Annotated in this window: 8 protein-coding genes and 2 tRNA genes; 4 read left to right on the top strand and 6 right to left on the bottom strand. The window is 44.9% G+C overall.

The window, feature by feature from the left end; genetic code table 11:
* Positions 1–40 precede the first annotated feature (40 nt).
* Entirely contained in the window at positions 41–1,192 is a 1,152-nt protein-coding gene (locus OCV37_RS09675; protein WP_038180564.1) for a glycerate kinase, read from the top strand.
* A 126-nt stretch (positions 1,193–1,318) separates the two neighbouring features.
* Here the strand turns inward: OCV37_RS09675 and OCV37_RS09670 are convergent.
* The 4 genes from OCV37_RS09670 to OCV37_RS09655 all read right to left on the bottom strand — a co-directional run bounded on the left by OCV37_RS09670 (position 1,319) and on the right by OCV37_RS09655 (position 3,762).
* Positions 1,319–1,409 (bottom strand) — tRNA-Ser (locus tag OCV37_RS09670).
* 170 nt (positions 1,410–1,579) lie between these two features.
* Positions 1,580–1,656, bottom strand: a tRNA-Pro gene (locus OCV37_RS09665).
* Between the two features lie 51 nt (positions 1,657–1,707).
* On the bottom strand, positions 1,708–3,510 hold the full coding sequence (locus OCV37_RS09660) for a DUF3413 domain-containing protein (protein ID WP_038180565.1): 1,803 nt from the start codon (positions 3,508–3,510) through the stop codon (positions 1,708–1,710).
* A gap of 27 nt (positions 3,511–3,537) precedes the next feature.
* On the bottom strand, positions 3,538–3,762 hold the full coding sequence (locus OCV37_RS09655; RefSeq protein WP_021019522.1) for a YejL family protein: 225 nt from the start codon (positions 3,760–3,762) through the stop codon (positions 3,538–3,540).
* Between the two features lie 84 nt (positions 3,763–3,846).
* On the opposite strand from OCV37_RS09655, the gene yejK reads away from it, so the two are divergent.
* Both yejK and asd read left to right on the top strand, forming a co-directional pair.
* On the top strand, positions 3,847–4,851 hold the full coding sequence (gene yejK, locus OCV37_RS09650) for a nucleoid-associated protein YejK (RefSeq protein ID WP_038180568.1): 1,005 nt from the start codon (positions 3,847–3,849) through the stop codon (positions 4,849–4,851).
* Positions 4,852–5,066: 215 nt separating this feature from the next.
* Positions 5,067–6,179, top strand: coding sequence for an aspartate-semialdehyde dehydrogenase (gene asd, locus OCV37_RS09645; RefSeq protein WP_038180569.1), 1,113 nt, complete (start codon positions 5,067–5,069; stop codon positions 6,177–6,179).
* A gap of 119 nt (positions 6,180–6,298) precedes the next feature.
* Here the strand turns inward: asd and OCV37_RS09640 are convergent, their stop codons facing one another.
* The gene (locus OCV37_RS09640; protein WP_038180572.1) at positions 6,299–7,150 is read right to left on the bottom strand and encodes an ion transporter; all 852 of its coding nucleotides are present in this window, start codon (positions 7,148–7,150) and stop codon (positions 6,299–6,301) included.
* Between the two features lie 732 nt (positions 7,151–7,882).
* On the opposite strand from OCV37_RS09640, the gene adhE reads away from it, so the two are divergent.
* The gene (gene adhE / locus OCV37_RS09635) at positions 7,883–10,594 is read left to right on the top strand and encodes a bifunctional acetaldehyde-CoA/alcohol dehydrogenase (RefSeq protein ID WP_038180574.1); all 2,712 of its coding nucleotides are present in this window, start codon (positions 7,883–7,885) and stop codon (positions 10,592–10,594) included.
* Positions 10,595–10,984: 390 nt separating this feature from the next.
* Here adhE and OCV37_RS09630 read toward each other — a convergent pair whose 3' ends face one another.
* Positions 10,985–12,544 carry a SulP family inorganic anion transporter gene (locus OCV37_RS09630; protein ID WP_038180576.1) on the bottom strand — a complete coding sequence of 520 codons (1,560 nt, stop codon included), beginning with the start codon at positions 12,542–12,544 and terminating at the stop codon, positions 10,985–10,987.
* Positions 12,545–12,727: the final 183 nt, after the last annotated feature.

Here is a 12,727-nt window from a genome sequence, read left to right as displayed (position 1 = left end):
GGTCTGCTGTCTTCTAATCCAACCAAATGGTGTGTCATTGATGAAAATTGTAATCGCCCCGGATTCTTATAAAGAAAGCCTCAGTGCAATTGAGGTCGCTGAAGCAATTGAAATTGGATTTAAGAAGGTTTTCCCTGATTGGGAATATGTTAAGTGTCCGGTGGCTGATGGAGGAGAAGGCTCCGTAGAAGCTCTGGTCGAAGCATCAGACGGTCATTTTATGCAAGTTGAGGTCGTTGGGCCGCTTGGTGAGTTGCACCGCGCATTCTATGGTATTTCTGGCGATCAAAAGACGGCTTTTATTGAGATGGCCGCAGCCAGTGGTCTCGAATTGATTCCTGTAGAGCAACGTAATCCATATATAACAACGAGTTATGGCACGGGGCAGTTGATTGAGCATGCGCTTGATCTGGGTATCCGGCATCTCATTGTGTGCATCGGGGGAAGTGCGACCAATGACGCTGGTTGTGGCATGATGCAGGCTATGGGGGTTTCGTTTCAGGATCATCAGGGAAAGGAACTACCCTATGGCGGATTAGCACTAGAAGCGCTGCAACGTATCGATGTGAGTGGGCTTGACCCTCGTTTGAGCCAATGTCTGATCGAAGTGGCCTGTGATGTGACCAACCCGTTGACGGGGACCAATGGTGCGTCATATATCTACGGACCACAAAAAGGAGCGTCTCCCGAAATGGTGGAGCGCCTTGACGCGGCTCTCGCAAACTATGCTGAAGTCATTGAACGGGATATGAATATTCAAGTAAACGATATCCCGGGTTCTGGTGCTGCCGGTGGGATGGGCGCTGCCTTTTGTGCTTTCTTGAATGCTGAACTCCGCCCGGGGATTGATATTATGACTCAGGCATTAGGATTGGAAGCCCTGCTTCAGGGCGCTGATCTGGTGATTACCGGGGAAGGGCGTTTAGATCGTCAGAGTGTGAACGGTAAAGTTCCGGTCGGGGTGGCAAATATAGCCAAGCGTTACAACCTGCCGGTGATCGCGATTGCGGGGGCTTTAGCCGACGATATCGATGAAGTTTACTCGCATGGTATCGATGCAGCGTTTGCGACCATTTACAAAATCACATCTTTCGAAGAAATTATCACTCAGTCCAAATCTAATGTAATACGGAGTTCATTTAATATTGCTACAGCCTTGAAATTAGGACAGCAGCTCAAGGAATCAACGTGATAAGATTAAGCGAAGTCGTCAGTTGTATTGCGGTCTTTGAGTAGGAACATGATCGTATCATGCCAAAACGTTACCATAACGAAAAAGCCCGAGCGCTTGTCTATCAAGGTCTCGGGCTTCTAAATGTGGCGGAGAGATAGGGATTTGAACCCTAGGTACGCTATTAACGTACGCCGGTTTTCAAGACCGGTGCTTTCAACCACTCAGCCATCTCTCCATTAAGTGCAAAAATCATAACCATGATTACTTTGCTTGTAAAGTCTTCAAATTGATTTTTATCAGTATTATGCGACTTTGATTAAAATTTTATCAATGAAGGCGAGTTTTCTTATGCTTAAACGCATGAAAAAAGGGAAGTCTTCATAAGAAAACTTCCCTTTAGGTGTATGGTCGGACTGAGAGGATTTGAACCTCCGACCCCCGACACCCCATGACGGTGCGCTACCAAGCTGCGCTACAGTCCGATGGGGTGTAATCTAACGCCTTTCATAAAACGAGTCAAGCAATAGGTTGATTTAATTGTCTTTGCTATAGAAACGTTTCAGTTCGGTCAATCCTTGCATGAGGACCGGTAGCGTCGGATTGGTATCCGGCAATCGGTGGTAGTTGTCATCAAAGACTTTAAAATTACCAAACTTATCAATGACAGTTGTTTGATTATTCGTCACTAGGGCTAATTCCCGGGCATCTCCGGCTAAAATCCAACGTCTTTTGTTTTCGTCAAATAGATTCTGACCACTACTATAATCATTCGGATTTGAAGAGACACCGAGTAAGTCCTGCAACAGTGTCACCGAGAAGTCGAGGTGACTGGTACGCCGGGTATATTGAGCAGCAACTTTGCCCGGCCAATGGATAATCATGGGGACTTTCAGCTGATATTGGCTGTAGTTGGTATTTGAGCCCCAGCTATTGGTGTTGGTCTCATTAAACTCCGTGCCGTGGTTGGAAGTAATGACAACAATCGTTGAGTCCATTAATCCCATCTCATAGGCTTTCTTAATCAGCTGGCCTAGCTCATGATCCGCTGCTTCAACTGAGAGTTCATAATTGGTTTTGAGTTTATCTTGGGTCGATTTCCCGAATGAGTTATCCGGCGCATCAAATTCTTGCACGGTAGTTAGTTCTAAATAACTGAACCAGCGGCCTGACTGATTAGCGGCCCATTTTGACCACGCGTCGATGGTTTGTTCATCCCGGCTGGCGTCTTTAGTAAATTGGGTATGGTTTAACGGTAGCCCTCTGAAGACGGTTTCTGCATAAAGCGGGTCGTTGAAATTGTTGCCACTGAACAGACCAAAATGATATTTCTGCTCTTCGAGTGTATCGAGCAGAACCGGTAACGTCCCCTGAACTTTAATGCTTGATGCATAGCTGCTGGGCAGGCCATAGAATAGTCCGAAGATGCCGAACATATCATTACTGGAGCTGTAATGATTGCTGAAATTCAGGTTATCTTTGGCAAAAGTTGTTGCCAGCGGCATATATTTTTTGCTGAGCATATCGGCCCGTAAATTGTTGACACTGACGACCAGAATATTGAGCGGATTGATCCGGCGGTCAAATTTGATGGGCTCCAGCGGATAGTTCACCAGCACTGATCGGTGCGTCTGTTTTTCATGCAGGCGCTTGAGGTATTCGTCGCGATTAAACAGCCCATGTCGTTCCATAAACGATTTTGCCGTCATCGGATAAGATAGCGGGAAATTCGCTTTTTGGCTGGTAACCGGTGTATACAAAGAAGCATCAGACCAGACATAAATCAGGTGGCTGGTAATAAAACTAATGAAGAAAATAGTCGCCAGTGGGCGGCCAATGTGCTTATGCGATAAGCGTCTCTGTTTGCGCCATACCCATTCGGATAAACCGATCTCCATGGCAAAAATCAGCGGTAACAACACGAACAGATGCTGAAGATCATTGGTTGTTGTTTTGGAATTATCGCTAAACAGAACTTCCCAGACCACCGGGGTTAAATGGAGGTTGAGTTTGAAATACAACTGAGTATCGATGAGCAGGACGGTCAGTCCGACGGTTGCAAAACAAACGGCAAGAAATCTAAATAGCTTGCGCGAGGGCACAAGAAACGTCAGTGGGAATAGTATCAACAGGTAGAGCGCAAAAACGAGGAAGCCAAAATGCCCGACCCATGAAACAGCCAGATAAAATTGTCCCAACAGCGTTTCTGGCCATGGCGACTGGGAGATATAGCGCGTACCGATCAGCATGGCTGCGATAATGTTGAAAAACGCAAACCAGTGTCCCCAGCCAACTAAGCGGGATACCCGCTCTCCGTAGGTGTTTTCACTCTCTACCATGTTCTTTTCGTTCTATCCGTTCTTTAGTTAGTGAATCGTACTGTCAATTGACGATATCAATGCTTGAGCAAACTTCTCAGCGATAGCTTTTCTTTGGCTCTCTGCAACATTCTGATTTAATACATTGGTTGCGATATTTCCGGCGATCATCAGAACCAGATCCGGAGATGCGTCATGTTTATCAAAAACGGCAGCAATTTCAGTCAGGATCGTTTCAATTTGTTGATCACTATATTTTGATGTAATGGGCATATAGACTCTAACGATGATAGTAAAAACGGCTTATGATAACCTACTATACCTGTCAACTGAAACCACAACGATGATAAATTCGCTATGAGTCTTGATCTCTCCAACGTAATACTACACCAGTTACTGAAAAATGAATCGGATGAGCTGGTTGTCAATTATCGCTCACAGTCTTTAGAAAACAATGCCTCAACGGAAAATCTGGTGGCTGAACTACACCGGGTTTTCAATGCAAAACCTTCAAAAGGGTTTGGCGCTTTTCAGGCAGACAGTGAGTTTCAACACTGGTTGCGTGAACTCAAAAGTGACGCCTTAGGCTTTTATGAGTTCTCACAGGCCAGTGTCAGAAAGTTAAAAGATGAACTGATTAAATATCCTTTTGCCGATGAAGGGATTCTGGTAATGGCTGAGTATCAGTCATTAGCCACACAATACCTGTTCATCGGTCTTTTACCCATGAATCAGAGCCTGAAAATTACAGAAGGGCTGGACATCAGTGCCACGGATTATCTGGATATCCGGCAGATGGATATCGCTGCCCGGATCGATCTGTCGCTTTACCAGTCCGATCCAGATTCCAACCGTTATCTGACTTATATTAAAGGTCGGGTCGGGCGCAAAGTGGCTGACTTTTTCCTCGATTTTCTTCAAGCAGAAGTGGGACTGGATTCAAAACAGCAAAACTTGGTATTGATGCAAGCGGTGGAAGATTTTTGTAGTGATGCGCAGTTTGAAAAAGATGAAACAATTACTTACAAAAAGCAGGTCTATGACTACTGCAATGAGCAACTGAAATCAGGTGACGAAGTTCAGTTGAAGGATTTGTCGCAAGAGTTACCCGATGATACCAATGGCACAACGCTATGGGATTACACGCAAAGTCATGGTTATGAGATCGAAGAGAGTTTTCCTGCCGATCGGTCTACGGTACGGAAACTGACAAAATTTGTCGGCTCCGGAGGCGGGTTAAACCTGAGCTTCGATAGCTTATTACTCGGTGAACGGGTTTTTTATGATCCTGAATCCGATACCCTGACAATTAAAGGCACACCTCCTAATTTGCGGGATCAACTGACCAAAAATAATCGTTAGGGCGCCTTTTAAAAATATCAAGGCGCCTTGAATTTGGGTGCCTTTTTATCTTATCTTTTTGATATTAATATATATTTTAAACACTTGTGGCGGTAGTCGTTTCGGTTATCAAGTCGAAAAACTTATGGTCAATTCCAAATTGAGCTTGAGATTTTGTTCTGAACCGCTTATAGATGTTTAGTTAGATTTGAATCAACACATGGAGAGTTTGTGCAATGAGAGTAGGTTTAGTCGGGTGGCGTGGTATGGTTGGTTCTGTACTGATGCAGCGGATGGTTGAAGAAGGTGACTTTAATCATATCGAACCTGTATTTTACAGCACTTCACAAGTTGGTATCGCGGCTCCTGATTTCGGGAAAGATGCCGGGTTACTGCAGGATGCTTATGATGTTGAAAGCTTAAAACAGTTGGATGCGATCATTACATGTCAGGGCGGTGGATATACCGAAAAAGTTTATCCTCAGCTCAGAAATGCAGGCTGGAAAGGGTATTGGATTGATGCCGCATCAACATTACGGATGGTTGACGATTCCATTATTACGCTTGATCCGGTCAACTTGAAACAGATCCAGCAGTCCATTCATGCAGGAACCAAGACTTATGTCGGCGGAAACTGTACTGTCAGTTTGATGCTGATGGGCTTAGGCGGGCTATTTGAGAAGGGTATGGTCGAGTGGATGAGCGCCATGACTTATCAGGCGGCCTCTGGTGCCGGTGCACAGAATATGCGTGAACTGATTTCTCAGATGGGTGTAATTAATGATTGTGTCAGCTCTGAATTAGCCAACCCAGTCAGCTCTATCCTTGATATTGACCGCAAGGTTGTCGAAACCATGCGTTCAAGCTCTTTCCCGCGTGAAAACTTCGGTGCGCCGCTGGCTGGCTCACTGATCCCGTGGATTGATGTCAAACGTGATAACGGCCAAAGTAAAGAAGAATGGAAAGCCAGTGCCGAAGCCAATAAAATTCTTGGGCTGCAAAGTTCTCCGATCCCAATTGACGGAACTTGTGTGCGCATCGGTTCGATGCGGTGTCATTCTCAGGCATTAACCATCAAACTGAAGCAAAACGTCCCAATGGATGAAATTGAAGAGATTATTGCCTCTCACAATGACTGGGTCAAAGTGATTCCGAATGAGCGCGATATTACCGCGCAGGAACTGACACCAACCAAAGTTACCGGAACGTTATCTGTTCCTGTTGGTCGTTTACGTAAAATGTCGATGGGGGATGACTTCCTGAATGCATTTACGGTCGGTGACCAGCTATTGTGGGGTGCTGCAGAACCATTGCGTCGTACTTTGCGGATTATTCTGAACGAACAGTAAAACTGTGAATCATCACATGTCATGATGGTTTTCACATGAATAAAAAAGAGTGCATTTTATCTGCACTCTTTTTTTATGGTTATTTCCAACGCCCTGTTTGTTGGCGTAAATCATAGGGATTATCTTTGTGGGGGTGTACCTGAGACAACACGCTTATCCGGATCAGCCAACTGGCTGCCGCAGTGTTTACAATAAAGAGCGTCACTGTCATGGCCAGTTTGAGAGCAGTTCGGGCATTTGACCAATTGACGGTGAATGTTCATCTCTTTGCTCAGTTCGGCGGTAATAATGCCAGTCGGGACTGCAATAATTGAGTAACCCAGTAGCATGGTCAGCGAAGCCAGTCCTTGTCCCAGTGGTGTCTGAGGTACTAGGTCTCCGTATCCTACGGTTGTAATCGTGACAATCGCCCAGTAAATACACTTTGGAATGCTTGAAAATCCGTGTTCCGGCCCCTCAATCACATAAATCAGCACACCAAAAATGGTCACTAGAATAGAAACGGAACTAAAGAAAATGAAAATTTTGCGGCGGGCCATGAGAAGCGAGCGCATCAGAATATTGGAATCCTGCAAATAGCGCACTAGTTTGAGAATTCTGAAAATTCGCATCACTCGGATGAGCCGGACAACCGCCATAAATGAAACAGTCGGAAAGAGTAACGAGAGATAAGTCGGTAGGATGGCGAGTAAGTCGATAATCCCGTAAAAACTTTTTGCATAGGCTTTAGGGTGAGGCGAGCAGTAGAGCCGGACCATATATTCCACCGTAAAGAGTAAGGTGAAACCGTACTCAAAATAACGGAGCTGTTGATGCCATTGTGCATTGAAATCAGGGATTGACTCCAGAATCAATACCAGCAGAGAGCCCAGAATGATCGCAATCAGGCAGAGGTCAAATATTTTCCCTGCCCGGGTATGTGTTCCGAAAATAATGACATAAAGATTTGTTCTTACTGACGATTCAGTCATAGCTTTCCTATTGATAGTTTTATGTTATCTGTTTTTTGAGTGACTGGTCATTTGCAGCCATATATGTAATCCGTTACAGTCGTTTTGATAGCAGATTGATTCATGCCAGACCTATCGGTTGTTGTGCGATATGCGACACCACGGATTCATTTGGCATCCGGCGATTGATTATCCCGTGATATGAATAAGATGTCATCTGTTCGATGATTTTGCGGTGAAGTGACGAGAAATCATCGAAAGAGGATCTTTTACATTGGATGATGTCAAACCGGTTTTCAGATGTGCTGGCTGGTTTGTGTCTCACATGTAGGGATATTGTAAAAAAGTGCGTTTCAAAATGGTGTTCTCAATCATGGCTTATATAATGATTAGTAGCACGAAAACAACGGATTAGGGCGTTCTCTGTTGTTTTATCATGAAATTTTATTACATGAAATTGTAGTTTTTTTATTTTATGTCTCGGTAATATTTCTTTATGAAACCGGTCTCTTTATTTGTTTTATATTCAAATTCATATGGTTATGTACTTTTCGGGTAATATTTCGACAAGTGAAGGAATTATTTTTTAGAACTGATCTGGGTCAATGTTTTCAAATACTGAAAGATTATACTCAGAGATGAAAGCTATTTACTAAGCTTGTTTCTGAGGAAAATCTGGATTTTGCCCGTTTAGACCGGATGACAGTCTTAATAAAAAGTTTTTAACATTTTTTTAATTTTAGGAGATTCACTATGCCTGTAACAAATATGGCGGAACTAAATGCTCTTGTTGCGCGTGTGCAAGCTGCTCAAGCAGAATTTGCAACTTACTCTCAGGAGCAGGTTGATAAAATTTTCCGTGCAGCATCACTGGCAGCAAACCAAGCTCGTATTCCTCTCGCTCAGCAAGCGGTAGAAGAGTCTGGTATGGGGATTGTTGAAGACAAGGTCATCAAAAACCACTTTGCATCTGAGTACATTTATAACAAGTACAAAGATGAGAAAACTTGTGGTGTATTGGAAGAAGACGAAAACATGGGCACTATGACGATTGCAGAACCAGTCGGCATTATCTGTGGTATCGTCCCAACAACGAACCCCACTTCAACTGCGATTTTCAAATCTCTGATCTCTCTGAAAACACGTAACGGTATTATCTTCTCTCCACACCCACGTGCGAAGAATTCAACCAATGATGCTGCCAAGCTTGTACTTGAAGCCGCTGTTGCTGCGGGTGCACCAAAAGACATTATCGGCTGGATTGATCAACCTTCTGTTGAGCTATCGAATGCACTGATGAAGCACGAAGGGATTGCCCTGATTCTTGCAACGGGTGGTCCGGGCATGGTTAAGGCCGCTTATTCTTCTGGTAAACCAGCAATCGGTGTTGGTGCCGGTAACGTTCCTGTTGTGATTGATGAAACCGCAGATATCAAGCGTGCCGTCGCTTCTGTTCTGATGTCAAAAACCTTTGATAACGGTGTTGTGTGTGCTTCTGAGCAAGCGGTCATCGTTATGGATGAAGTTTATGATGAAGTCAAAGAACGTTTTGCAACACACAAAGCTCATGTACTGAGCAAATCTGATGCAGATAAAGTTCGTAAAGTGTTGCTGATCGACGGTGCACTGAACGCAAAAATCGTTGGCCAACCGGCAACAGCTATTGCAGAGATGGCTGGTGTGAGTGTTCCGGCGGATACGAAGATCCTTGTTGGTGAAGGTATTGGTGAAGTTTCTTACGATGATGAGTTCGCTCATGAAAAATTATCGCCAACATTGGGTATGTTCCGTGCCAGTTCTTTTGAAAACGCGGTAGACCAAGCCGTGAAAATGGTAGAAATCGGTGGTATCGGTCATACATCTGGTTTGTATACCAATCAGGATGTGAACAAAGATCGGATTCGTTACTTCGGTGACCGGTTAAAAACTGCACGTATTCTGGTTAACATCCCAACGACCCACGGTGGTATCGGTGACCTGTACAACTTTAATGTTGCACCATCTCTGACACTGGGTTGTGGTTCTTGGGGCGGTAACTCCATCTCAGAAAACGTCGGTCCTAAACATTTGATCAACAAAAAGATTGTTGCTAAGCGAGCTGAAAACATGTTGTGGCATAAATTACCGAAGTCTATCTACTTCCGCCGTGGTAGCCTGCCTATCGCACTGGGCGACCTTGAAGGTAAAAAACGTGCATTCCTGGTGACAGACCGCTTCTTGTTCAACAATGGCTATGCTGACGATGTTGTGAGTCTATTGAAAGCTCAAGGTATGGAAGTTCAGACGTTCTTTGATGTCGAAGCCGATCCAACATTGTCTGTTGTGGAAAAAGGCGCTGCACAAATGGCGAGCTATCAACCTGATGTGATTTTAGCACTGGGTGGCGGTTCTCCAATGGATGCTGCAAAAATCATGTGGGTGATGTATGAGCATCCTGAAACGCATTTCGAAGAGTTGGCAATGCGCTTTATGGATATTCGTAAACGTATCTATAAATTCCCTAAAATGGGTCAGAAAGCTGAACTGGTTTGTATTACTACAACCTCTGGTACAGGTTCTGAAGTGACACCATTTGCGGTCGTTACCGATGATAAAACTGGTGCAAAATACCCACTGGCTGACTACGAACTGACGCCAAATATGGCCATCATTGATGCAAACTTGGTGATGAACATGCCGAAGTCTCTGACTGCGTTTGGTGGTTATGATGCCGTGACTCACGCATTAGAAGCTTATGTTTCTGTACTGGCTAACGAATATTCAGATGGTCAGGCACTACAGGCGCTGAAAATGTTGAAAGAGTATCTGCCATCCAGCTATGCGAATGGTGCAAATGATCCGATTGCTCGTGAGAAAGTGCATAACGCAGCAACTATCGCCGGGATTGCATTTGCCAATGCCTTCTTGGGTGTATGTCACTCAATGGCGCATAAAATCGGTGCTGAGTTCCATGTGCCTCACGGTTTAGCGAATGCGCTATTAATTGCCAACGTTGTGCGTTACAACGCGAATGATAACCCAACTAAGCAAACTGCATTCTCTCAATATGACCGTCCTCAGGCTCGCCGTCGTTATGCTGAGATTGCTGATCACTTGGAGCTTTCTCGTCCGGGTGACCGTACGGCTCAGAAAATTGAGCGTTTATTGGGTTGGTTGGAAGAGCTGAAGCATAATCTGGATATCCCACTGTCTATTCAGGCAGCAGGTGTCAATGAAGCTGACTTCCTTGCTAAACTTGATGAACTGTCTGTGCAGGCATTTGATGACCAGTGTACTGGCGCAAACCCTCGTTATCCGCTCATTAGTGAGTTGAAAGAGGTGTTACTGTCTTCTTACTACGGTCGTGCTTATGTTGAAGGTGAGACGGTTGAAGGGACAACCGTTATCAAGAAAAAAGCGGATCAAGAAGCAGCTGCCGAAGCACCAAAGAAACGGCCAGCGAAAAAAGAGAAATCTGAAGCTTAATCGCCCGTATTCTGCATAAAATATGAAAATGCCCCGGCCAAGGTCGGGGCATTTTTATGTGCATGATATTCCTGAAGTTATCAGCTATATGGGGACATCAGCATAAAGCTCGAACCGATACTTTTGGTTATTATATCTATCCATATCATCGGATGCGTAAATCACAGCGAACGAAAACCTACTGCGCATCATGCCGTACGTGTTCAAGTCTCGGTGGGGGTGGGACATTCGCGTGTATTGAATTTGATTGAAACGGCAGGTGAATACAATGTATACGAGAGATGCGGGTTGCTTCTGCACCATAAGAAAAAGCCGTTGTTTCTGTCATGAAACAACGGCTTTTTAATCGCTGTCAGGACTCCGACATTGGCGTCCGGGACTTATTACTTATTATCCTGCAAGAACGTCGGTTGCAACTTTGTAGGTTGGATCTTCTTTCACGTTCGTTTCTATCAAGCTACTGGCTTTATGAAGTAGCTTGCGACAGTCCTGACTAAGGTGACGTAGATGAAGCGTTTTTCCAACGGCTGCGTAACGCTCCGCAAGTGTTTCAATCGCATCAATGGCCGAATGGTCAGTCACGCGCGATTGGGCAAAATCAACAATCACATGCTTTGGATCTTGGTGTGCATCAAACAGTTCTAGAAAATTCGCCACAGAACCAAAGAATATAGGGCCATGGATTTTGTACTCTTTAGAGCCATCTTCGTTGGTGTGGCTGGTTGCATAAATATGTTTGGCATGATCCCAAGCAAACATCAGTGCAGATGTAATTACACCGACAGCAACGGCAATCGCTAAATCAGTAAATACGGTGACAACAGTCACCAGTACGATCACGAAGAAATCTTTCTTCGGAACTTTTCTGGCCAGTTTAAAGGTTGCCCATTCAAAAGTACCGATCACGACCATAAACATAACTCCGACCAGCGCTGCCAGTGGAATCATCTCGATGAGTGATGATGTAAATAAAATGAAGCACAGTAACATCACCGCAGCAACGACACCGGACAGTCGTCCTCTGCCACCCGAGTTGACGTTAATCATCGACTGGCCAATCATTGCACAACCGCCCATGGCGCCAAAGAAGGAACAGGTGATATTGGCAAGTCCTTGTCCCATGCATTCACGGTTTGACTGGCCGCGGCTATTGGTCATTTCATCAAGTACGGTCAGTGTCAGCAGAGATTCAATTAATCCGACGGCCGCTAAGATGACAGAATAGGGCAGAATAATTTTCAGTGTTTCAAACGTAAAAGGTACAGCCGGTACAGAGAATGTCGGGAGCGTTCCGGCAAGCGTCGCCGTATCATTCCCAGACATGGTGCGTAGAAAATCAACTACGGTACGGGTTTCTAAACCGAGTCCCTGTACCAGTAAAGTGATCACAATGATTGCCGCCAGAGACGAGGGTATCGCAGTTGTGATTTTCGGTAGAAAAAAGATAATCGCCATAGTCAATGCGACGAGGGCTAACATGAGCAACATTTGATCATAGGGTAGCCAAGTCATGACGCCATTCAGAGATGGCACTTTGAACTGTCCTAACTGGGCGAGGAAGATGACGATAGCCAATCCGTTGACAAAACCGATCATGACCGGGTGAGGCACAATTCGGATAAACTTTCCGAGTTTAAACAGACCTGCGCTGATTTGGAGAATACCGGCCAATAAAATGGCAGCAAACAGATAAGAGATGCCGTGTTCGGAGACCAGACTAACCATGACGACAGCCATTGCTCCGGTGGCACCTGAAATCATCCCGGGGCGGCCGCCAAAAATAGCAGTAATTAGACCGACAATGAAAGCGGCATAAAGACCGACCATCGGGTCAACACCTGCAACAAATGCAAAAGCAACGGCCTCAGGGACCAGTGCCAGTGCGACGGTCAGTCCGGAAAGGACATCGTTTTTAATTGAATATGTTGATTGATTTGGGAATTCAAGCATGAGTATGATTGTTTTCTGTTAGTGGCTGAACAAAAACCGATATAGCTCTTATAGGTTGGATAGAAGTATTCTAATCAAGCAATATGAACTAAGTGTTTCGGGTTCATGGGCCGCAAGCACCCTCATAACTGAAAAGCGATTTCTGTCTGGGTTTTACTTGGGCATAAGTTGGCGAATGCTACA

The organism is Vibrio rhizosphaerae, from assembly GCF_024347095.1.
Lineage (GTDB): Bacteria > Pseudomonadota > Gammaproteobacteria > Enterobacterales > Vibrionaceae > Vibrio > Vibrio rhizosphaerae.
The sequence above is the reverse complement of the archived record's forward strand: the minus strand, read 5'-3'. Positions and strand labels throughout refer to the sequence as shown.